The following is a 21784-nucleotide window of genomic DNA, read 5'->3' as shown; positions in this document are numbered from 1 at the left end:
TTCTGTCTGCTGGTCGTGCGGTCAGGTTATCCGGCTCGTCGGGTGACGAGCCGGTTCCACTCGCCATCGCGGAGGGCCCTGATCTCGGCGATCAGACCGCTGGCGAGGAACTTGTCGATCGGCAGGCACAGGTCCATCCGTTGAATGCACACACCTACCTGGTACTGCCCGTGGTTGTCGTAGTAGAGCCGGACGCCGTAGTAGCCCTCCTGGCAGTCAGTGCCGTTGTTGAACCGGCAACCCGTGCACGTGTCCGGCAGGCGCACCGGCCGGATCTGCTTGAAGAAGACCTGGCGTTCGCCGGGCAACCGGTAGGCCGTGCGCGAGCCGGACGCTCCCGCCGTGACATAGCGGGCGACCGGCACAGCGCCGCGATCCCGCAGGATTCGCTCAATGGCCTCGATGGAGGTTGAGCCGTGGTCCAGCGAGTTCAGCAGGCGCACCGACAGATCCGACGAGTACTCATCGAGAAGGCGGTGGACACGCTCCGCGTGGCGGTAGTCGGGTACTACGATGTTCGCGGTCGCCTTCACCCCGCTCTCAGCACATGCCTGAATAGATTGCTTCAAGGCGGTTATCTTGCGGGCTGCGCGACCGGGGTTCCGGAACCTGGCACCTTGCACCTCCGCCAGCTCGTCAGGGGTGGTGCCGAAGATGGAGAAGTTCACGCGGTCGAGTCCAGCCGCGGCGCACGACGGCAGAACCGCCGCGCCGTTCTCGCCGTTGGAGGTCATGCCAACACGGAAGCCAGCCTCGACGGCCAGGCGAGTAAGCCCGTCGACTTCAGGGTGAAGAGTCGGCTCTCCGCCGGTCAGGTGCACCTCGGTGAAGTCCAATGCGTCGCTGAGGGCGGCGAGTGCATCGCTGAAGCTGGCGTCGGCCGGCATGCGGGCGGGTACGAACGAGACGTGGTTGGTGGCTGTGTAGATCGAGACTCGTCCGGAGCGTCCAGCCGTGACGAAGTTGCCCTCGTTTCGCCCGTAGTTATCTTGCGCGACAGGCGTTCCCTCGTTGTGGCAGAACGTGCATGTCAGTCCACAAGCGTCGCCGATTTTGACCCGGAGCGTGGAATCCGGACTCACGTGAGTGGGAAGTGGCATGCTGGTCGGCATTATTACCCCTTTCGCTCGAATCGGAAGTCGCTGACCGATCTAATTGTCGACACATCAGTCGTCGATACATCGGCAAACCATCCACTATTTCGACGGGCCTTCTTTTGTCTTCGCGGGGGGACTTTTCGAGGGACTCGCTTAGGCAATCGAGGAAGCGCGGGAATGACCTGCGTTTCTGAATCTTCAGGCCAGGGCGGAAAGCATGTTTTACATTTAACTCCATCCGTATTATCAAGATCTCCAACGCAGACGACACCGCAATTCGCCACGGCGAAGATCATGCCGCTGGCAGCGAGTCGCCTAGCGTCCTCGCCAACCTGATGCACGATCGCCTCATGCAATACCCCGCGCCACGTTTTAGCATCGTTCCGATGTTGCTGATTTGACATAGAAGTTTCCATGCTTGGCATCACCATCAGTGCACCATCGAAATCAGAGTTCAATGCTGGTTTGAAGAAGTGGAGTTCGGGCGTTGTTCGCACGAATTCTGGAAATCCCAAAGTCGATACGCCTCCAAGAGCGCGATCTGCACTGGCCGTTGGTCTCCGGCTCGGTACTCCAGGCCTGACGGCTCACGTAACCATCGAACTGAGCCGCCGCGAATCCGTGTGGGCGGTAGAGGAATGCAAGTTCCGGGCGGCAAGATGTCGATTCCAATGCGGTTCCGCAGGCCTGGAAGAAGTTCCGAGCCGGGCGATACCAGAACGCGAGCGCCATACGGACCGATCGCGATAGGGCTACGCACAACGGACTGTCGACCATGCTCGACTGCCGCTCCGAGTAGACCTGCCGAAATCTGGATGACATCGAAGTCCTCGCCCGCCCGAGCCAAGATGCTGTACGGCGCGACGGTCCACCACGAACGAACCTGTCGGCAGTCGCGATAGGAACGCTGGGAAAGCATGGCAGGCACAAGGCCATCCGTTTTCGTTGGCGTGTGGCCCAATGTGTAGGAGCGACCGTTCCAGACGGACCCCGGAATTACAGCCCAGCCGTTGCCCGCGTATCGGGCTGCTGCATTCATGAGCTGGCGATGTCGGGGGTCGGAAATCTCTGGAAGCATTGCGACTCGGCGTCCTTGGTCGTCGGAATAGCTGGGAATTGAAAGCGCGGGGTTGGGCTGGTCCGCGTAACCCAAGGGGGTGGCGGTGCGGTGGCTACGCGGACCAGCGTCGCAGGCGACCGGATGTGCAAGCCGGTCTGTTTCCTGCGCCCCTACTTAGCGTCGCCGCCCTCCGTTGGCGGCAGCGCCCGTCCGACTCCACGCCCGGCGGAAACGGGCTTGGTCAGTCGGCCGGCTGGTACCCGGTGGTCGCGTTGAGGTTGGGGACTCGGCGCAACCACCGGGCTGACTGAGTGCGGAGTACCCGTGAACTGGCTGGCCAGAGGTGGCCATCGTGTCCTCCCCGCATCGGAATTGGTGTGATCCGATCCTCACGCGGTGTCACCAGGCACTGGGAGGCCATCCCGAGGCCATAAGGGGTCATATGGAGGACACTCGCCCAGCTCAGCCCCCCATTTGGCTTAAAGATCGCTACCGTGGGGGCAAGGAGGGAACGACATGGTGAGCAAGGATCCGCGCACGAGGCTGGAACAGCTCGCCCACGCTCGGCATCTCTCGCTTGGTGACTTCCTGCGGGAGTTCCCCAAGCAGGCGGCGAGCGCGGGGGAAGAAAGCTCGGTGCACGTGTCCGAGCGACAGGCCAAGCGCTGGTTCGGCGGTGGCGCCCCGCCGCCCCGACCCGTGTCGTGCCGAGTCCTGGAGTTCTGGTTCGAAGAACCCGTAGACCATCTGCTCGGCCCTCCCAAGTTCGAGATCGCGTGCAACGCGATCACTGAGGAGGAACTAATAGTGAGCGCTGCCCGCGAGTCGTCCGAGCACGCCATCGAATCATCGTCGGCACTCGACCCGTCGGCACTGGAAAACCTCGCCGCCTTGGCTGCCCGTGCCGCCGTGGACTACTACACGACGTCGTCCGGCCAGATGCTGACGGACCTGGTGAAGCTGCGAAACACGGTGTACGAACAGCTCGACCGGACGAACAAGCCGCGTCAGAAAGCTGAGTTGTACCTGATCGCCGGACAGGTGTGCGGACTGCTCTCATCGGTATCCTGGGATCTCGGCCACCCTCACGTTTCGGAGGAGCAGGCGCGCGCTGCCCATACCTACGGGAGCGTCATCGACCATCTGTCTCTCCAGGCGTGGGCGCGCGCCCTCCAGGTCACGGCAGCGTTCTGGGATCGCCGGCCGAAACAGGCCATCGCCATCGCTAACGGTGCGCTGGAGACGGCGCCGTCCGGGACTGCCCGTGCGCGGCTGCACTCGGTCAAGGCTCGCGCGTTGGCGCTCCGCGGCGCGCGGCAGGAGGTTCAGACCGAGCTGGCGAAGGCGGCCGACGAGCTGGACCGCGCTGGCAACGACGCTTTCCTGGACGAGATCGGCGGCGAACTGGGCTTCGACCGGTCACGCCGCGCCCTGTGCGCTGGGGCCGCGTTCGTCGCTCTCGGAGACGGCGATCAGGCAGAAATCGAGGCGATGGGGGCACTCAACCTGTTCGCCGAACTGCCGGAGCTGTCCCGGTGGGGGGCCGGTGAGTCCGGAGCCCGCATCGACCTCGGCACCGCCCGAGTGCTGCGCGGTGACCTCGCGGGCGCGGAGGACGCTCTACGCCCCGTGCTCGACCTCGATTCCTCCCGCCGGACCGAAGCAATCTCACTGCGGATGCAGAACCTACGCACGATGCTTGGCACTGCACGGTATCGCGGCGCGGGCGAGGCTCTTCAGCTCGGAGACGAGATCGAGGACTTCACCGCCCACAGCCTCAGCCGGACCAGCACCGTCCGAATGATCACTGACGGGCAGTGATCTCTACATCGGTTCCCTGCTCCGCCACGCTGCCAGTACTCGGTCTTCCTTGTCGGCCGCGATGCCCTGTTCGCCAGCTCGTTCGTGAGCCACGGCTGCCTCAGACGAGTTGAGCCATTGCCAGGTGTCCTGCGCCGTCTCGGAGATCGGTCGCGCGGAGAATCCCGCAGCGCGGGCACGGGCCGAGCTCACATCCCACGCTCCGGAGTAGATGCGCCACAGCGGAAGCTCGGTCCACTGAGCAACACCCTGCGCCACAAGCCAATCCTCATCGGTGATCCACTCGAACTCGGCGTTCGAGCCGACAGCGCGACGGCACGCATGGAGGAAGTCCTCCATCGTTTCGCCTCCGGCCGCGGTCAGGTTGAAGCTGCCAGCCAGATCGGTGACGGCTGCCTGCATGGCGAAAGCGGCAACGTCTCGCACGTCCACCGGCTGGATGCTCCGGTCCGGCCGCCCCGGCGCGAGAACCTGTCCGCCACGCGCAACACGGTTCAGCCACCAAGGTAGCCGTCCCACGTATTCGCGAGGGCCGAGGATTACGCCGGGGCGCAGGGAGACAGCGCGGGAAGAGCCGAAGACCTCGGCGACCGCGCGTTCACACCCGGCCTTGGTGAAGCCGTAGACGGACGGGCCAGGGTCTCCGTCGAACCCGAAATCTGAGCCTGCGTCCGCGGGCGTCTCCAGAACCGGCGAGTCGTCTGTCAGCGGTTCAGTCGGCCATCCTTGGTAGACGGACACCGTCGATACGAAGACGTACCGCGCCACAACCGGTTCGAGAGCCCGCGCGACCGCCAGGGTTTCCCTCGGGACGAAGCCCGACGTGTCGACCACGGCGTCCCAGGTGCCGGCCTCGGCGAGCCGCCGGAGATCGTCGGCGTCTGTGCGGTCGCCTCGGATTGTGGACACGCCGGGCGCGTCCTCGCCTGATTGACCCCGCCGGAAGGTGGTCACCTCGGCCCCCGCTGCCAGAGCGGCGTCAACGACCGCGCGGCCGAGGAACCAGGACCCACCCAAAACCAGTACACGTGTCACGCCGCCATCCTGGCGGTGCTCCGTTCGAAGCTCAACCTTGGGATGAGCGTCGCCTACGCCAGGGCTGCCGCCAGCGCGAGGTAGACACCGCCGCCGAGCAGGATGCCGGCCACGGCGCCCGTCGTTACCTGGGCGGTCGTGTGGTCCTTAAGCTCGACCCGCGACCAGCACACCCATGCGACGGCAAGGAAGAGGAGTGCCAGCCAGGGGTTGTAGACCTTCATCAGCATGACGGTCGCGCCTGCGGCGACGATCGCGTGCATGGAGATCTTGAACTTCAGTGCGAAGGTGATCGCCAAGGCGACGACCAGGCACACCAGTTCGGCGGCGGCCAGCGCGATCATCTCGTGCGGTGCGTTGCCGACGAGCAGGACGATAAAGCCGAGGGCGAGGGAACCGATGCAGGCGGCGAACGGCACGAGCCGTCCGGCCCGGTTGGTGACGTGGTGGCCGTCCCACTTCCCTTGCTTGGCACCGCGGACGATGACCGCCATGGGGATGAGGGAGCCGGTGACACCGACGATTAGTCCCCAGAGCACGGTCTCGCCGAGGTGATGTCCGGTGACCTGCCAGGCGACCAGCAGCGGAAGCCCGAGCACCCAGACCCACGGGGCGAGAACTTCCGTGGCAACACGGGCCAGGCTCTGCCGGGGCCCGCTGGGCACCGTCTCAGTGGGCAGGGTCGACGACATGGCCGCGAGGCTCCTTCAGGATGCTGGTCAGCTGGGTGTAGGCCGTGGCGACGGAGGCGAACCAGGACGCTTCGTCGCGGTAGTCCGTCGTGTTGGCGGAGGTGAACGCTACCGGCTTGTCCGCATTGACCGGCTGAGTGCTGGTCAAAGCTGTGGCGATGGTCACCGCCTGCGCGGTGGCGGCTGCCGGGATCGCCGCTTGGCCGGCCTCCTGCTCGGCGGACGCCAGGGCGGCGGAGTACACGGCGGGGTCCAGGTATGGCTGGAGCGGGCCGACCAGCACGTCGTTGATCTCGGTCAGCCGCTGGCGGACGCGGTCGGTGATGTCGGCGCGCGGGGTGGGGCGAGCCTCGAACTTGACCTCGGGCGCGTAGTCGGTGAGGTCTCGCCAGAGCGGTTCCAACTGGCGGTGGTCGCGGCGCATGCGGCTCCGCGGTCCGACGGCGGGCACGGTCACTCCCGCCATGAGCAGCAGGATGCCGGCTGTTGTCAGGACTCCGGCGAGGACGCCGTTGATCGCGTGGGCGGCAGCCGAGTTGATGCCAAGCGCGAGGACGACGGAGAAGAGGGTCTTCTCCACCACGAAGGCCAGGCCGCTGATCCCGCCCCACCTGAGCAGGCGCAGGCCGGTTCGCAGATAGCCGCGGGACAGTTCGCGGGCGTGGCGTGCGACGTGGAAGACGTCGAACATCGCGATGCCGAGATAGATCTCGAACACGGAGAGGTAGAGCACTGCCAGCAGGGGGTTGCCCGCTTCTCCGTTGATCGCCGTCTGATCTCCATGGACGGGGCCGAGGACATAGAAGACGAGCAGCGCGAGTTGTGCCCCAGCAAGCAGGCGCGTGCGGATACGGGCTCTGGCCGGGACGGTCGCGGCCGGGTGGGCGAGGTGCAGCACGAACAGCTGGAGCCAGTACGCAGCGAGCAGCGTGAACACATGGAGCAGGTAGTTCGGGAGCGTGGCAACCCCGAGCAGCCAGCTGCCGAAACCGAGGTCAAGCCCGAGCAGCAGGGCGACGTCCAGGGCTGCCAGCGCCTTGACCATCGCCAGCAGACTCGGTGTGCGAGACCGGCGCCACGATCTGTACCAGTAGGCCAGGGCACCGGTGACTGCGATCCAGACGAGCAGCGACTGAAGTTGCGCGACGACGAGGGACATTCAGTCCTCCAGCAGGCGGTAGCGATCGGCCGGCGTCTCGCCGGTCGCGGAAAGGTTGGGGCGGGTCTGACGTTCGATCAAGTAGGCAAAGCTCTCGGCGGCCTGCTCCTGGTCCTCGGCGAACCCACCTGCGCGCTTCACCGCGCCGATGACGGCAGCCTGATCGGGCTCGTCCTCGTCGACCGGGTCGCGTGCGACCTGGTTGCCGACGTGGCGGCACGAGATGTGGCCCAGCTCGTGCAGGATGATGTGCCGTTGGTGGGACGGCGTCGTGTCGGTTCGGTAGAAGACGTAGTCGGCTGCTGGGTCGTCGATCCACACGCCGTAGGGCAGAGGCTCATCCGCGTGACGGAACCCGGCGACAATCACCTCGGGGTACGGCAAGACCTTGATTGGCCGCCCGCGTGACTGCGCTAGCTTCGCCGCCAAGGCCTCCGGCGCGATGGTGGCGGGCAGCTCCAGAGCGTCCACCAGCTCGCGGACGTGGTCGAGCCGCGTCACGGGGTGAGTGCCCAAGACGTGGTCGGTGTGCCGTGTCCGGCGGAACTGTTGCAGCAGACAGCGCCATCCGGCGCGTTCTGTCATGAGCGTCCAGGCCCCTCGCTTTCCAGCTCGCTCACGTGCGCCGCTAAGGCTTCGATGAGATCTCGGGCCTGGTCGGACATGCCCGGGAAGCTGCTGCGCAGCAGCGCGGCCTGACCGCGACGACGACCACGTTGCGCGGGAACCTCGGCTGGCTCGGCGTCTCGCTCGATCCGCTGCACCCACTTGTCGTAGACGGCGCGGTCGAGGAAAAACCCTGCTGGCACGCCAAAATAGCGCGCGAGCCCGGTAATGACGCTGGCACGAGGGTCGGTCTTCTTGCCGTTGCGCAGCATCCAGATGTAGCTATGCGAGGCGTCGGCGTCGATCTCCTTCAGCAAGCGCGACAACTCCCGGTCACTGACGGGCTTGCCGTCCGCCTGCGGGCGCTTGTCGACCAGGAAGCTCAAGGCCTCCGCGAACGACACGCCGTCGCTGCCTGGCGTCGTCCTCTCATCCCGCACGTCCCCCTCATTGGCCATCGTCGGCCCCCTTGTTTACAGGTGTAAGCAATTTCTGCCCGATTCTGCGAATTTCGTTGACAACCGTAGACCGGGCCACGTTATGGTCGGCCACATCAGGCTGTCAACCAGCAGAAATACGCACCTAGAAACTGTTTACACTCATTAACATTTTCTGTGATCGACCCGGCCCGCGTGGGGCCGAGCGGCGATCACAGTGCACCACCCAGGACCAAGATCGTTTGATTTGTGTCAGGCGTTAACGTTTTTCCGGGAGTCATGCACGTGAAGCAGAACACATCCAATTTGCTTGCCATCGCGCCCGATGTGGGTGTAAAGCGACCGATTGACCCGTTCGCGCAGATTGTCGGGACCTTGCGGAGGATCAAGAGCAAGCAGGCGAAGCTGTCGCAGGAACGCAAGGACGGCGAGGCGGTGCTCAAGGCTGCCCTCGTCGCGGCTGGCGCCACGGTCGGCACCGTCAACGGCGTACCCGTCGTGTCGTTCGCCAGCTCCGTGCGCGTGGCGCTCGATCAGAGCCTGCTCAAGGAAGCCCGGCCGGACGTCTTCGAGGAGTTCAGCGACGTGTCGGAGGTCTGGACCTTCCGCCTGCTGGCCGCATGACGGCTGTTTCGTTCGCTGACCTGGTGGCGCTGGCCAGGGCGATGATCGCCGAGGTCGGTGTCACCAGCCCGGCCGGCTCGGGCGAGACAGCCGCGACGGTCGCCGCCCTGCTGACCGCCGAACCGCGCAACGAAGCGCCGGTGCTGGCGATCGTCACGGTCATCGTGCGCGACGCGCTTGCCGATCCGCTGCGCGAGACCTTCGCGAACCGGTGGCGGCCGTTGCTCCCGGCCTGGGTGCAACCCCAGCTCATCGGGGCCACAGCCAACCGGCTGCGCGCTGCTGGGTTGCTGGTGACGACCGGCCGTTACGTCCGCTCGACCGATCGGGCAGGCCGCAACGTCGGCAAGCTCCAGCCGGTCTACACGCTGGACGTCGCCGCGCTGCACGACCGCCCACTCGTCGACCAGCCGCTAACCGGCTGACGATCCATTCCGCAGGGAGCCCGCCGCGGGTCACACGGCGGGCTCCCCACCGTGCCCGCTTTTCTTGACCTGTAGGGATTTCTCTTGGCGCGCGATCATGCCCGTATCTACCTTCGTATCTGGAACGACGAGGAGTTCATCAACCTGTCGCTAGCGGCGAAAATGATCTACCTGCAACTCATGACGCAGGTGAAGTTGTCCTACGCCGGAGTGCTGGACCTGGCGGCGAAGCGCTGGGCTCGGCCGCACCCGGACCTGGATCTGACGGAGGTACGCGGCGCACTCTCGGAGCTGGACGCCGCCCGGTTCGTGGTGATCGACCAGGACACCGAGGAACTGCTCGTCCGCACGTTCATCCGCAATGACGAGCTGTACAAGCAGCCGAACGTCCTGCGCGGCGCGCTGCGGGTCGCGTTCGAGATCGAGTCGCCGATCCTGCGGGCCGCCTTGGCCGCCGAGCTGCGGCGCCTGCCCGTCGAGATCACCGGCCCGGCCCCACTCGTGACGGCCGATGCGCTGGAAGCTGGGGCGCGGGAACTGCCGCCGGAGGTCAAAGCAGCGATGACCGTCCGCGGCTCGGCGCGCCCGCCCGCTGCGATCCAGCCGCCGGTCCCGGCGCCCGAACTGGCGCCCGCCGACGCTGCTGCGGCTCCGGCGAACCCCTCGCCGAACCCTTCCGCGACGCCTTCGCCGAAGGACCTGGGAGAAGGGAGTGGGGAGCGGGAGACTGGAGAACCCATTCTGTCTTCGAGTGGTGGGAAAGTGGGGTTACCCCCGCGCGCGGCGCGCGACGTGCGCGCCGCGCAGCTACCAGCTGGAACCCCGGCGGTGCAAGAGGACAAGGCGTCCCGGTCTGCGGAGACGGGCCAGCTGGTTGCCGGATCGGTCCGCCAGCAGCGCCGGGCCGAGGCTGAGCGGCTGGTGGAGTTCTACGCCGAGTCAGTGCCTGCCCGGGTCCGGGCGCAGCTTGTGGCCGAAGTGATCCCGCTGCTGCGAGAAGGCATTTCCGGGGCCGTAGTCGGCTCCGGGCTGGCGGCCTGGTCGACCAAGACTCTGCCGCCCAGCTTCCTGTCCATGCTGGTCGGTGAGCGAATGCGTGCCACTCGCGTTGCGGGTACCGACCCGAAAAAGAGGGCTCGGGACGCCGAGATGGCCGAGCGTTTCGAGGGCCTCCGCGCGTCCGCGATCGCCGAGGACGAACAGCACGGGGTCGGGCTGGCGGTCCGGCTGGCCCGGCCGCAGCACGCGGACGCCGACCAGCTCAGCGCGATCCTGGACGCCGCGCTGACCTCCGCGACCGAAGGGCAGGCGGCCTGATGAGCACGATGTACGCCGTCATGAGCCGCAGCGACGTGCGCGGCCTGCTCATGCGGCACACCGACGCGCACGTGACGAACGAGCTGGTGACTTCGTGGCTGTCCGGCCTGGCCGAGTACAGCCTGGCCGAGTGCCACGCCGCCATGAGCGCGATGGGCTCCCGTGCACGCCGGGCCACCCCGTCTGACGTTGCCGGGAGCTGCGACGCGGCGCGCGACCGGTCCGCGGAGTCCGGGCCGCCGGGGCCGGCCTCGGCGGGTGTCCCGGCTCAGCATCGGCGAGCCCGCCCGCCTGGCCCGGATAGGGACTACCACCGGCAGGCAGGCATGCGGGGCATCCGCGCCGCCTACGAGGTCATGGGCTGGCAGCGCAACGCCGACCACGACCTGGCCCGCAGCGTGGTGTGCCCGTTCTGCAAGGCCAAGGCGTGGTCTGTGTGCGGGCCGCTCTCCCGCAACCGCGCCGGAGTCCGGGAGCTGCGCGACAAGACGACCCGGATGCATCCGTCCCGCCTCGAGTTCGCCCGTGCGCAGCTCACGCGCCAGGCGACCACCACCCACGACCAGGAGATCGCACGATGATCACCAGCACCGACCAGGCCGAGGAGCGGGACACCTCATGCCTGCTGGGCTGCCGTACCCACTCGGGTGAGCCGTTCCGGGCTCAGCAGGGCTACCGCACGTGCGACCCGTGCGCGGACGAGCTGCGCGCCGACATTCAGGAACTCGCCCGGCTGTACCCCGAGCTGATCCGGGCCGCCGTGCCCGGAGGTGGCGCCTCGGCCGGCGGGCGTGGCACGCCAGGCTACGGCTCACGCTCTCCGGCCCGGGACACCGTCCTGGTTCTGACCGACCGGCGGACCCGCGCCGAAGACGACGGCGACCCGCACTCAGTCCTGGAGATCCTGTCGAGCTGGGCGGACAACATCCGCGACGACACCGGCATGGGTGTCCCGGACCCGGACGAGCAGCGTCAGGGGCAACTGCTGGTCGGCTGGCTGGACTTCACGGGTCGCCAGCCATGGGCGGGTCGCCTGGACACCCCACTGGGGCAGCTGCGGGACGAAATCGCCGAACAGCTCGGCCTGCGCACCCGCACGGTTGCCGGGGAAGCCGCGTTTCTGGTCGAGTGGTTCGACTACGTCACCCGCCAGTACTGGGTGGACGACCTGGCAAGCGAAGTCCGCGGCCTGCTCGGCATGGTGCACGCGGCGACCGGCACGGCCGAGTCCAGCGTCCCCGTTGGCACCTGCCCGACACCGGACGAGGCAACGCGGCAGCCATGCGGCGCCCGGCTTCGGGTGCGCCCAGACGCCGACCGGATCACCTGCCCGAGGTGCCGGACCCGCTGGCCCCGTGCGAGCTGGGACGAACTGAGCGACGCACAGGGCACGCCGGTGTCTGACGTCGCCGCATTGTCCGCCTGGCTCTTCGTTCCAACCGGGACGTTGCGACGCTGGCGCAGCGAGGACGGGTGGGCCAACCACGGATCCCGGCGACGGCCGCTGTACGAGCGCAACGCGGTGCTCGCATCCTGGCAGCGCCGCAGAGGCGCGCTGTTGGCCGGCTGAAGGGTGGCGGGGCCGGTCGACCGCCCCGAAGGGTGGCTAGAACCGGCCGGCCCCGCCTGCTTTCACCGTCATCACGGAGGAAGCACCGCCAGTATATGGGGCGGGTCACAACTCCTTCTCAACCTTCCCTGTGTCTCAAACATAGGATATAGTTATCCGTGTTGGGAGCGGACCTAGAACCCCGCTCGCAGCGCTACATCACCGTCATCAGAATCGGAAGGAAGCCCTTGAACGGCAACATGATTCAGTGGTGGGTGCTCTACCGCTACACCGCGCTGGCAAACCACCTCGACGGCCACCCGTGGGGCGAGGCTGCCGCGTCGGCCACGCTGTGGGAACCGTCGATCGTGCGCCTGCTGGCCGACCTGACAACCGGCAGTGAGCCATGCGTGTACTGCTTCGAGCGGCGGCTTGCGACATGCCCCGGAATGAAGCTCCACGTGGCCATGGAACGCGACCGCGCCGACCTTGAGGCGGGCGATCAACTACACACGGCCATGGTCGAGCTTCCGGACGGACTGGACTGGCGCCTGGCCATGAAGGCAATCAAGTGCTTGATCCTTTCCCGAGGGGTCATCTCGCAGCAGTGACCGAGCGCTAGCCCGTGCGGGGCGGCGAGAGCGAAAACCCTTTCGCCGCCCCGTTTTCCAGCACGTCCCGGCAGTTGACCGGGTTACCCGCTCGGTTGTCGGGCCTGAAATCCTTGTGCCCGAAAGGAAAATCTTCAATGGTCAGCCACAATGGACACACTCACGCACGGCAGGTATGGGTGGTCTACAGCGTTCCCGAACCCCCGGCGGCCCCCATCCCCTCAGTGTTGTGGACGTTGCCCGTTGCCATCGACAGTGCCGCCCCATGTGACCACTGTCGACGGACCGGCGCCGAGGGACCGTGTCCGGGAGCCAAGGCACACGCCTATGCGCAGCACGCGCGGTTGAGTCTGCGCACTGGCATCAGGCCGCTTGAGGTAGATGTCTTCGAGCTGCCGCCGCATGTGCATGTCATGATGTGCGCAACCCATCTGTATCGGCTCATTGTCAAGCGTGTCAACGAAAACCGTCCGCCTGCCGATGAGGAGTCAGGCGGACGAGGGTAGTTCAGATCTGCAAGGTGGCCCGCCTCGGAGTTCGACGTGGGGCGGGTCACCTCTGCAACCCTTCCCTATGTCCTCAACATCAGATATAGTTCTTCTTGTCGGGCACGGACCTAGAACCCCGCTCCCGGCAACACAATCACCGTCATCATCGGAGGAAACACCACCATGGCTACCACTCCCAACATCGCCGAGCGGGTCCGCAAGCTGCTGGACAAGGCCGAGGACGCGGCGGTCACCCCCGAGGAGGCGCAGACCTACGCCGCGAAGGCTGCGGAGCTGATCGCCAAGCACAACCTCGACCAGGCCACCGTGCGCCACCGTGAGGGCAAGCGGCCGGAGCCGATCAAGCTTCTGGAGTTCGAGGTCTCGGGCCAGGGCTGGCACGGCAAGGCCCGCGCCTCGTTGATCTACTCGGTGGCCGAGGCGCACGGCTGCTCGGTGTGCACGCTGGGCAACAAGATGAACGGCAACGTCCGGTGGGTGCTGATCATGGGCCCGGCCGCCACGCTCAAGGCGCTGGACGTGCTGCTGCCCTCGATCCTCATTCAGGCCGAGGCGCAGGGCATGGCGGCGGCCAAGGCGCACATGGCCGAGCGCAAGGGCATGTTCGACACCGCCGCCAACGCCAACATCGAACGCCGCACGTTCTTCCGCTCCTACCTCCCCGGCTACGGCCGAGGCGTCGCGGAGAAGATCGCCGTGTCGCGCGAAGCGATGGCCGAGAAGGTCAAGGGCAAGACCGGGGAACTGGTCCTGGTCTCCGCCGCCGAGCGCACCAAGGCCGCGTTCGACAAGCAGTTCCCGGACCTCGCCTACGGCCGGGAGGACAAGCACAACGTGGCCGGGGCCATCGCTGGCCACCGCGACGGCCGCAACGCCGACACCGGCCAGACCAAGGTGAACGGCAACGGCTCCGCCGCCATCACCAGCTAGGCACCAACCCGCCGCCCCGGCTCCGGACTCGGAGCCGGGGCGGCACACTGTAGACGGACCACCCGCCCGGGTGGCGGGAGGAGGGACACGTGATACCGGCGGGCCGCACGCTCATCACTCAAGAGGAGATCGCCGAACTTCACGGCATGAGCCTGCGCACCGCCCGGCGGGCCGAACCACCGCCGTGGGACCACCCGCGCCACCCCGCTCAGGCCAACCCTGCCCGAGGCAGGACGCACCGGAGGCTCTGGGATTCCGAGCAAGCCACCGCGTTCGCACGCGGCGAGCCCGTGCCCGAACTGCCCGCACTCGGCAGCCCCGGAGACCTACTCGACCGGGTCGAGGCGGCCGAGGCCGCCGGACTCTCGGTTGCCACCTGGACGCGGTACGAAAGCATGGAACGCGACCGGACCCGGGCAGAAGGGGAACGTCCGCTGGTGCCTCCCGCAGACGAGGAACACGGCGGGGTTCCGTTCTGGCACCGCAGCACCGTGGAGGCCTACCGCGCCGATCGCGCCGAGCCCGGACGGAAACAGGCCGGCGGGCGTCCCGCCGGAGCCGCTGAGACGGTGCCGCGCGCGGAGCTGCCCGCGCGCGTGGCCGAGCTGGTTGCCGAGCGTGGAGACGATGGTCAGCCGCTGTCCGTCGCTGAGATCGCTCGCCGCCTCGGCGTGCACTACACCACGGCACATAAATACGTGACTGCCATTCGCGAACAGAACCCGCTTGCGCCTGACCAGCACCGAACGCTACATTGATCAGGTTGGATCAGTGTGCTTGCACGGTGATCCCCTAAGCTTCGGTAGAGAGCCCCGGTTACCCCCTCCCCCTCGGTAGCCGGGGCTCTCCCATTTCCGCACTTCCTCACCAGCGCCAAGCGCGGCCCCTCCAACAGTGTGGGGGCGGTGAGTCATGCTCGCCTGGTCCGGCAGCGACCGAGCCGCCCGCCTTCCACGGGAATGGCCCCGCAGACGTGCCCGCATTCTGCGGCGCGATCCCGTGTGCCAGGTGTGTCTGCTCGCACCCTCGACCGAGGTCGACCACGTCATCCCCGGCGACGACCACGCGGATTCCAACCTGCAAGGGATCTGCACCCCGTGCCACGCCACCAAGAGCGGACGCGAAGGCGGCCGGGCCGCTGCTGCCCGGCGCCCGTCCGCGCGCCGTCCCGCTGAGCCGCACCCTGGCCTGATCGAAAGGTGACTCCATGCGCGTACTGCTGCTGCGCTCCCTCGGCGGACATCCGACCCGCACCGTGATCGAGCAGGACCAGGCCGCCGCCGAATGGCTGCTCTCCACCGGTATGGCTGTCGCCGCACCGGACGCGGAGGCCGAGCCGAACGGCCCGGTCGAACCGTCCGCCACCGAGCCGACCGGCCCGGCCGAGGCCGAGCCCGCCGCGCCGGCCGAGCTGGTGACCAGCGAGTCCGCGCGGCGTGGTCGTCGTTCGTCACGCGCCGCCACCCCTGGGGGGTGACCCCTCGCCGCCCCGGCAGCCGCACCGGTTAGGCATAGCACCTCGCGGTCTGTACGAAACTCCGGCGATTTCGCCACGTGTCCGAGTGGCCGGCACCCGCGGTTCCCGGCGCGCTACCTCTGACCTGCTGGGAGGTGACGCGCTCTGGCCGCCACCTCACCCCGTCCCCGGACCAAGGATGCCCGCGAACCCGACTTCCGCCCGACCACCGACGTCCCTCGTCTCGACCAGCTCTCCGCTCGCACCCTGGCCCGCCGGTGCCGCGGAGCACCTTCCGCCGCCCGGCGGACCGTGGACTGATCCGTCCGTCCCGCTGCTGGTCGCCCCGTGCACGTGGCACGCCGCGCAGTACGCGGTGCTGCGCTGGCACTACTCGCAGAAGATGCCGCGCAGCAAGATCGCCCCGTTCGGGGTGTGGGAGCACGGCGAGTTCACGGGCGTGGTCATGTTCGGCAGGTCCGCCACGGCCGCTCTCGGCAGCCCCTACGGCCTGGACCAGACCGAGTGCGTGGAGCTGCTGCGCGTCGCGCTGCGCCCGCACGAGCATCCGGTGACGCAGATGGTTGCGGCGAGCCTGCGCCAGCTCCGCGCCGCCTGCCCAGGCCTGCGGCTGGTCGTGTCCTACGCCGACACCGCCCAAGGCCACCGGGGCGGGATCTACCAGGCCGGTAACTGGATCTACACCGGCACCACTAACCCCACCAACGCCTCCTACGTCGTGCACGGGCAGCTGGTGCACGGCCGGACGCTGCGCCACATGGCGGTCCATCGGCCGGCCGGAGAGACCGCCGAGGAATTCGTGCGGCGGACCGTGGACCCGCACGTGCACCGGGTGGTCGAGAGCACGGTGAAACACCGCTACCTCTATCCGCTCGATCGCGCGATGCGTCGTCAGGTCGGCCCGCTGGCGAAGCCGTATCCGGCTGCCCCTGCCTGAGCCGAGGGGGTGAGCCGTGGCGATCACCGGACGGCCGCCCTCGGCCAACCCGCGCAACCGCAACCCCAAGGCTTACGACTGGACCCCGATCGAGGCGGCCCCCTTCGAGGGGCCGTCGCCGGAGCTACCGAAGAACGGCCGGAAGAAGTGGCACGCGGAGACGCTGGCCTGGTGGGAAGCGGTCCGCCGGATGCCGCACTGCCGTCTCTGGACGGACACCGACTGGCGGTTCGCGATGGAAACCGCGGTGCTGGTCGACGCGTTCTGGCGCGGCGAGGCCAACCGGGCCGCCGAACTGCGGCTGCGCGCGGCCAAGCTCGGCCTCACCCACGAGGACCGGCTCAAGCTGCGCATCCGCTACACCACTCCCGGCGAGGACACTGACGCCCCGCCGGCCCCGGACGCCGCGGCGGTGACCCGGCTCGACGAGCGGCGCCGGAGGCTGTCCGGTGACGCGTGAGCTGGTCTACGCCCCCGGCCACGACCGGGCCCGCTCTCTCGGCTGGCTCGCGGCGGCCTGGACCGAGCACTTCACCGTGCACGGCCCCGGCGACGTCCAGGGCGACGACGTCGACCTGGACGACGAGTTCGCCGGGTTCCTGGTCGACGCCTACGCCCTCGACGGCCACGGCCGCCGCCAGTACAGCCGGGCCGTGCTCTCCCGGGCGAAGGGCCGCGCCAAGTCGGAGATCGCCGGGTTCGTCGGGCTCTTCGAGGCGTTCGGCCCGTGCCGGTTCTCCGGGTGGGCCACAGGCGGCGAGACCTACCAGTGGCGGGACTTCACCTACACCTACGAACCCGGCGAGCCGATGGGCCAGCCGCTCGTCTACCCCTACATTCGTTGCCTGGCAACCGAAGAGTCCCAGACCGGCAACACATTCGACGTCATCCACTTCAACCTCACCGAAGGCCCGCTCGGAGAGGACCTGCCGAACGGCGCGGCCGGGCTCACCCGCGTACTGCTGCCCGGCGGCGGGGAAATCGTCCCGTCCACCGCCAGCTCGTCCGCGAAGGACGGCGGCAAGGAATCGCTCGCGATCTTCGACGAACCGCACCTCTACATCACGCCCGAGCTGCGGCGGATGTTCAAGACCGTGGACCGCAACCTGCGCAAGCGCAAGGCCGCCCAGCCGTGGGGCCTGCTGACGTCCACGATGTACCAGGCCGGTGAGGACTCGATCCTCGAAGCGCTGGACCGGCAGGCCAAGGCGATCAGGGAGGGCCGGACCCGCTCGGCCCGGCTGCTGTGGGACCACCGCGAAGCCCCGCCCGACGTCGAACTGACCGACCTGGACACGATGGTGGCCGCCCTGCGGGAGGTCTACGGCCCGGCCGCCGACTGGATGGACCTGCCCGGCATCGTCGAGAACGAGTTCTGGGACCTCACCAAAGCCCCGGAAGAGTCCCGCCGGTACTTCTTCAACCAGCGCTCCTCAGCCGCCACCGCGTGGACGACCGCCCCGGAATGGTCGGCCTGCCTCGACCCCGAGCGGCCCCCGCTGCTCGACGGCGACACGGTGGTCATGTTCTTCGACGGCAGCAAGAACGACGACGCCACCGGCCTGGTGGCCGTGCGCATGTCCGACGGACACGCCGCCGTGCTGCACTGCCAGGAGAAGCCCGAAGGCCCCGCCGGTGCCGGCTGGGAGGTCGACCGGGCGGCCGCCGACCTGGCGGTGCGCACTGCGTTCGACCGGTTCGACGTGGTCGGGTTCTTCGCCGACGTCCGCGAGTTCGAGTCCTACGTCGACACGTGGGGGTTCGAGTTCGGAGACCGGTTGCTGGTCGACGCGACCACCGGCCGCAGCCGCGCGGCCGTGGCGTTCGACATGCGCGCCAAGGTCCCCGAGTTCACCCCCGCTGTGGAACGCACCCTGGCCGAGATTCGGCAGAAGGCCCTGACCCACGACGGCGATACCCGCCTGACCCGGCACGTGCTCAACGCGCGTCGGCTGCCGACCCGCTACGGCGTGCTGATCCGCAAGGAGGCGCGGGACTCACCGCACAAGATCGACCTAGCCATCTGCTTGATCGGCGCCCGCCATGTCCGCCGCCTGGTGCTGGCCTCACCGGATTGGTCGAGACGGAACAGGCGCCGCACCGGTCGGCTGCGGGTGTTCACGTGACGAATCTGCTGGCAGGTCCCCTCGATAAGAGGCAAAGAACCACATGACCAGAAGAGAAAGAGGGTAGAACATTAGAATTATGTTGGTGTAGATATTTTTTATAAGCACGATTCGGGATAGCGTTTTATCGCGCGGCCCGTCCGTCGAAATCCAAGAAAAGGCAAAAGCTAGAACGCTCACTGCTGCACAGGTTCCCATGGTTGTCCAGAAACCTGCCCCCTGTACTGCGAAAAGAAAGAATAACCAGGCCGCGTGCGGTGCCGAGTGTCGGGCGGTAAGTATCGGCGTTGCGCCGATATTGAACAGTATTCCAGCAATCACTGCCGCGCCAATGAACAGCTGTAGACGTTTGGGATCGGCCGCCCATTCGGCTGCTGGAAGAAGCTTTTCCGGGAAGTGTTCGAACCCCAGGTATTCGCCGACGCGTCCTGCGATAGTGATGGGATTTGTGATGTAAAGACATACAGCAAATCCTATCCACAATGTAGAACAAGCGCCCACGGCAACAGAAGCCACCTTTTGCAGAAAGTTTTCATTGATTGATTTCGCTGCAAGTGTTTCCACAATAGCCATTGGCCCCCCTGAGGGTCGATACGTATCCCTGCATTGTAGGCGAAAAGGCTAACGGAGGAGGGAACTTGCCCCTGTCTCCTGCCCAGGCCGCTGACATTGCGCACCGGATCGAGGCTGTCTGGCCGGATCAGGCCCGTAACAACCGGATTCATCGCTACGTCCAGGGTGATCACGATCTGCCGTTCGCGCCCCGCTCCGCGCGGCGGGCGTACCGCTGGCTGCTGGACCGCTCCCGCACGAACTGGTGCCGCCTGCTCATGCAGCTCCTGGCGCAGAACCTGTTCGTGGACGGCTTCCGCGCGCTCGGTGACGACCAGGCTGACGAGCCGCTCGGCTGGTCGCACTGGAACCAGAACGGCCTGGCGCGCCGCCAGGCCGCGGTGCACCGGGCCACGCTGAAGTACGGCTGGTCCTACACCACCGTGCTGCCCGGCGACACGGCCCCGGTAATCCGGGGCGTGTCCCCGCGCAACATGACCGCCGTCTACGCCGACGACGCCGACCCGTGGCCGATCTACGCCTTGCAACGCAAGACCTCGTGGACCCCGGACGGGCCGCGCCAGGTCTACCGGCTCTTCGATGACCAGGCCGTCTACACCCTCGCCGAGAACGAGCCCGGCGACGGCCCGGCCTACCTCGACCACGCCGAGCACGGCCTCGGCGTCTGCCCGGTCGTCCGGTTCCTCGACGAGGACGACCTCGACGCCGACAGCCCCGGCGTGGTCGCCCCGGTCCTCGACATTCAGGACCGGCTGAACTACCAGACCTTCCTGCTCATGACGACCGGTGAGCACGGCGCGCACCGGCAGCGGTGGGCCGCCGGGCTGGAGCTGGACGAGGACGAGGAACCGCCGATCGGCCCGGACCGGCTGCTGCACTCCGACTCGCCGGAGACGCGGTTCGGGACGTTCGACTCCACCGACATGTCCGGCTACGTCGCCGTGCTGGAACAGATCCTCCGGCACCTGGCCGCGATCACCCAGACCCCGGCGTGGGCGCTGCACGGGTCGCTGGCAAACCTGGCCGCCGACACGATCGACGCCGCCGACGCCGGACTGCAACGCCGGGTCGGGGAACGGAAGACGTCCTACGGGGAGTCGTGGCAGCAGACGTTGCGGCTGTCCTGTCTCGCCGCCGGGGACGAGGCCGGCTGGCTCGACACCACGGCGGTGGTGCGCTGGCGCGACACTTCGACCCGGTCTCTGGCGGGCGTCGTGGACGCGTGGGGCAAGGCCGTGCAGATGCTCGACGTTCCCGCCCGCGCGACCTGGGAGCGCCTACCGGGCGTGACCGATCAGGACGTGCGCCGCTGGGAGCAGATGCCCCCGGCGGTCGACGGGCACGCGCTGCTGGCCGACACCTTGGCCCGCGCCACCACCGACCCTGGGCTGGGGTGAGCCGATGGCTGCCACTCCGGCAGGCCGGGCCGCCACCACAGCGCACCGGCTCGCACAGGGCCACATCTCCGCGCGGGTCGTGGCCGAAGTCCTCGGCCTGTGGCGATCGCTGGACCCGCTGCGGCTGACCGATCCCGGGTGGACAGGGCAAGTCCTGGCCGCACTGGCGCGGCACCGCGAGGATTCCGCCGCACTGGCCGCGCGCTACTACCGCGACTTCCGCCGAGCCGAGGTCCCCGCGGCTGCGGCGTTCGCGCCGCGCCCCGCTCAGGCCGGCACGTCCGCGCCGTGGCGGAACCGGGCGGCCACCTCGTTGCGGGTGACCGGCACCCGGGTGGTAGCCCGGCTCATCCTCGGCGGCCTCGACCCCGCGCGAGCACTGGACAAGGCCGGGCCTGGAGTCGCGGCAGCCAGCTCCCGCCACGTACTCGAGGCGGGCCGCGTCATCGTGCAGACCACACTGCGCGCCGACCCGGCCGCGCGCGGCTGGCTGCGCGTCACCGACGGCGACCCGTGCGCGTTCTGCGCGATGCTCGCCAGCCGCGGAGCCATCGACACACCCGTCCTCTACCGCTCCGAGCGATCCGCCACGACCACGGCCGCGACGGGCGAGGAGTACCACGACGGGTGCGGCTGCCAGGCCGAGCCGGTGTTCGGCCGCGCCGTGCTCCCCGACACCTCCCAGCGGTTCGCCGCGTTGTGGGAGACCTCGACCGAAGGCCTGTCCGGCAAGGCCGCCCGCAGCGCCTTCCGTCGCGCTCACGAGACCGCCCGTCGCGGCTGAGCGCCCCCAGACCGGCCGCCCGCCCGGATTCCCACGACAGCCCGACAACAGCCCTCTCCCCGCTGTCGCGCATGAGGAAACCGGGCGGGTGGCCTTCCACCCCGCTCCTTGTTCACCGACCTCTTGGAGGCCCAGCAGTGCCCGACGCTCCCTCGGCCGAGACCGGCCAGCCCACAGGCGCCCCCACCGTCCCGGCCGCTCCCGCCGCGCCGGTCGTGCCGCAGCCGGCACCGGCGCCCGAGCAGACCGCCGAACCCGCCGAGCTGGTGTCCCTGCGCGAGCAGGCCCAGCAGCTCACCGAGCAGGCCGCCGCCGCACAGCAGCGCGCCGAGGCCGCCGAACTCGACCTGTCCCGGCTGACCGTGATCCGCGCGGCGAAGCTGCCCGACGCGCTCGCGCCCCGGCTCACCGGCGCGACCACCGAGGAACTGACCACCGACGCCGCCGCACTGGCCGAAGTCATCACGGGCCTGGTCACCGCCGCCGCTCCGCCCACCCGGACCACGGCCGGACGGCCACCGGTCGAAGCGCTGCGCCCGGCAGCCAGCGCCCCGGCCGAACCGGTCGAGGACACCCCCGAGCAGATCAGCCGCCTGGTCTGGGGCAAGTAGCCCCGAC

The 21784-nt window shown here is 68.1% G+C and carries 25 protein-coding genes; 17 read left to right on the top strand and 8 right to left on the bottom strand.

Translation table 11 applies throughout. The annotated features are described in order from the left end of the window. Nucleotides 1-26: 26 nt before the first annotated feature. Together OG943_RS32865 and OG943_RS48505 are read right to left on the bottom strand one after the other, a co-directional pair. Complete coding sequence (locus tag OG943_RS32865; protein WP_328604802.1) at nucleotides 27-1112, bottom strand: radical SAM protein; 1086 nt, start codon at nucleotides 1110-1112, stop codon at nucleotides 27-29. Between the two features lie 439 nt (nucleotides 1113-1551). Continuing rightward, on the bottom strand, nucleotides 1552-2136 hold the full coding sequence (locus OG943_RS48505; protein WP_442874821.1) for a bifunctional DNA primase/polymerase: 585 nt from the start codon (nucleotides 2134-2136) through the stop codon (nucleotides 1552-1554). Between the two features lie 537 nt (nucleotides 2137-2673). Between OG943_RS48505 and OG943_RS32860 the strand changes: the two genes are divergently transcribed. After that, a complete protein-coding gene (locus tag OG943_RS32860; RefSeq protein WP_328604801.1) occupies nucleotides 2674-3978 on the top strand; it encodes a hypothetical protein in 1305 nt (434 codons plus the stop codon). Nucleotides 3979-3981: 3 nt separating this feature from the next. Here OG943_RS32860 and OG943_RS32855 read toward each other — a convergent pair whose 3' ends face one another. From OG943_RS32855 to OG943_RS32835, 5 genes are all read right to left on the bottom strand, one after another. Further along, nucleotides 3982-5013 (bottom strand): NAD-dependent epimerase/dehydratase family protein, encoded by a 1032-nt coding sequence (locus tag OG943_RS32855; RefSeq protein WP_328604800.1) that lies wholly within the window; start codon nucleotides 5011-5013, stop codon nucleotides 3982-3984. A 53-nt stretch (nucleotides 5014-5066) separates the two neighbouring features. Then, on the bottom strand, nucleotides 5067-5705 hold the full coding sequence (locus OG943_RS32850) for a hypothetical protein (protein ID WP_328604799.1): 639 nt from the start codon (nucleotides 5703-5705) through the stop codon (nucleotides 5067-5069). Beyond that, on the bottom strand, nucleotides 5683-6864 hold the full coding sequence (locus OG943_RS32845) for an MAB_1171c family putative transporter (RefSeq protein ID WP_328604798.1): 1182 nt from the start codon (nucleotides 6862-6864) through the stop codon (nucleotides 5683-5685). The genes OG943_RS32850 and OG943_RS32845 overlap by 23 nt, the downstream gene beginning before the upstream one ends. Then, nucleotides 6865-7365 carry a hypothetical protein gene (locus OG943_RS32840; RefSeq protein ID WP_328604797.1) on the bottom strand — a complete coding sequence of 167 codons (501 nt, stop codon included), beginning with the start codon at nucleotides 7363-7365 and terminating at the stop codon, nucleotides 6865-6867. An 80-nt stretch (nucleotides 7366-7445) separates the two neighbouring features. Further along, a complete protein-coding gene (locus OG943_RS32835; RefSeq protein WP_328604796.1) occupies nucleotides 7446-7928 on the bottom strand; it encodes a hypothetical protein in 483 nt (160 codons plus the stop codon). Nucleotides 7929-8192: 264 nt separating this feature from the next. Between OG943_RS32835 and OG943_RS32830 the strand changes: the two genes are divergently transcribed. From OG943_RS32830 to OG943_RS32770, 13 genes are all read left to right on the top strand, one after another. Continuing rightward, on the top strand, nucleotides 8193-8531 hold the full coding sequence (locus OG943_RS32830; protein WP_328604795.1) for a hypothetical protein: 339 nt from the start codon (nucleotides 8193-8195) through the stop codon (nucleotides 8529-8531). Next, nucleotides 8528-8956 (top strand): hypothetical protein, encoded by a 429-nt coding sequence (locus OG943_RS32825; RefSeq protein ID WP_328604794.1) that lies wholly within the window; start codon nucleotides 8528-8530, stop codon nucleotides 8954-8956. Before OG943_RS32830 ends, OG943_RS32825 begins: the two co-directional genes overlap by 4 nt. Before the next feature lie 180 nt (nucleotides 8957-9136). Then, nucleotides 9137-10273, top strand: a complete 1137-nt coding sequence (locus OG943_RS32820; protein ID WP_328604793.1) for a hypothetical protein — start codon at nucleotides 9137-9139, stop codon at nucleotides 10271-10273. Continuing rightward, complete coding sequence (locus tag OG943_RS32815) at nucleotides 10273-10854, top strand: zinc finger domain-containing protein (RefSeq protein ID WP_328604792.1); 582 nt, start codon at nucleotides 10273-10275, stop codon at nucleotides 10852-10854. The genes OG943_RS32820 and OG943_RS32815 overlap by 1 nt, the downstream gene beginning before the upstream one ends. Next, nucleotides 10851-11843: a hypothetical protein gene (locus tag OG943_RS32810; RefSeq protein WP_328604791.1), complete on the top strand. Its 993-nt coding sequence runs from the start codon at nucleotides 10851-10853 to the stop codon at nucleotides 11841-11843. Before OG943_RS32815 ends, OG943_RS32810 begins: the two co-directional genes overlap by 4 nt. A gap of 227 nt (nucleotides 11844-12070) precedes the next feature. After that, nucleotides 12071-12433 carry a hypothetical protein gene (locus OG943_RS32805; protein ID WP_328604790.1) on the top strand — a complete coding sequence of 121 codons (363 nt, stop codon included), beginning with the start codon at nucleotides 12071-12073 and terminating at the stop codon, nucleotides 12431-12433. A 671-nt stretch (nucleotides 12434-13104) separates the two neighbouring features. Continuing rightward, the gene (locus OG943_RS32800; protein ID WP_328604789.1) at nucleotides 13105-13872 is read left to right on the top strand and encodes a DUF2786 domain-containing protein; all 768 of its coding nucleotides are present in this window, start codon (nucleotides 13105-13107) and stop codon (nucleotides 13870-13872) included. An 89-nt stretch (nucleotides 13873-13961) separates the two neighbouring features. Further along, nucleotides 13962-14630 (top strand): hypothetical protein, encoded by a 669-nt coding sequence (locus OG943_RS32795; RefSeq protein ID WP_328604788.1) that lies wholly within the window; start codon nucleotides 13962-13964, stop codon nucleotides 14628-14630. Nucleotides 14631-14784: 154 nt separating this feature from the next. After that, nucleotides 14785-15075: an HNH endonuclease gene (locus tag OG943_RS32790; protein ID WP_328604787.1), complete on the top strand. Its 291-nt coding sequence runs from the start codon at nucleotides 14785-14787 to the stop codon at nucleotides 15073-15075. 4 nt (nucleotides 15076-15079) lie between these two features. Next, nucleotides 15080-15349, top strand: coding sequence for a hypothetical protein (locus OG943_RS32785; protein WP_328604786.1), 270 nt, complete (start codon nucleotides 15080-15082; stop codon nucleotides 15347-15349). A 178-nt stretch (nucleotides 15350-15527) separates the two neighbouring features. Continuing rightward, nucleotides 15528-16286 (top strand): Mom family adenine methylcarbamoylation protein, encoded by a 759-nt coding sequence (locus OG943_RS32780; protein WP_328604785.1) that lies wholly within the window; start codon nucleotides 15528-15530, stop codon nucleotides 16284-16286. Nucleotides 16287-16302: 16 nt separating this feature from the next. Then, on the top strand, nucleotides 16303-16746 hold the full coding sequence (locus OG943_RS32775; RefSeq protein WP_328604784.1) for a phage terminase small subunit: 444 nt from the start codon (nucleotides 16303-16305) through the stop codon (nucleotides 16744-16746). Beyond that, nucleotides 16736-18412, top strand: a complete 1677-nt coding sequence (locus tag OG943_RS32770) for a Terminase (protein ID WP_328604783.1) — start codon at nucleotides 16736-16738, stop codon at nucleotides 18410-18412. Before OG943_RS32775 ends, OG943_RS32770 begins: the two co-directional genes overlap by 11 nt. Here OG943_RS32770 and OG943_RS32765 read toward each other — a convergent pair. Next, a complete protein-coding gene (locus OG943_RS32765; RefSeq protein ID WP_328604782.1) occupies nucleotides 18353-18985 on the bottom strand; it encodes a hypothetical protein in 633 nt (210 codons plus the stop codon). The two genes, OG943_RS32770 and OG943_RS32765, sit on opposite strands and share 60 nt — an antisense overlap. A gap of 65 nt (nucleotides 18986-19050) precedes the next feature. Here OG943_RS32765 and OG943_RS32760 point away from each other — a divergent pair, with 65 nt between their 5' ends. The 3 genes from OG943_RS32760 (at nucleotide 19051) to OG943_RS32750 (ending at nucleotide 21777) form a co-directional block, all read left to right on the top strand. Continuing rightward, nucleotides 19051-20382 (top strand): phage portal protein, encoded by a 1332-nt coding sequence (locus OG943_RS32760; RefSeq protein ID WP_328604781.1) that lies wholly within the window; start codon nucleotides 19051-19053, stop codon nucleotides 20380-20382. Nucleotides 20383-20386: 4 nt separating this feature from the next. Beyond that, nucleotides 20387-21166 carry a VG15 protein gene (locus tag OG943_RS32755; RefSeq protein WP_328604780.1) on the top strand — a complete coding sequence of 260 codons (780 nt, stop codon included), beginning with the start codon at nucleotides 20387-20389 and terminating at the stop codon, nucleotides 21164-21166. Between the two features lie 137 nt (nucleotides 21167-21303). After that, entirely contained in the window at nucleotides 21304-21777 is a 474-nt protein-coding gene (locus tag OG943_RS32750) for a hypothetical protein (protein ID WP_328604779.1), read from the top strand. Nucleotides 21778-21784: the final 7 nt, after the last annotated feature.

The sequence above is a fragment of the Amycolatopsis sp. NBC_00345 genome (genome assembly GCF_036116635.1).
Classification (GTDB): Bacteria; Actinomycetota; Actinomycetes; order Mycobacteriales; family Pseudonocardiaceae; genus Amycolatopsis.
This window is presented reverse-complemented; position numbering and strand designations above follow the sequence as displayed.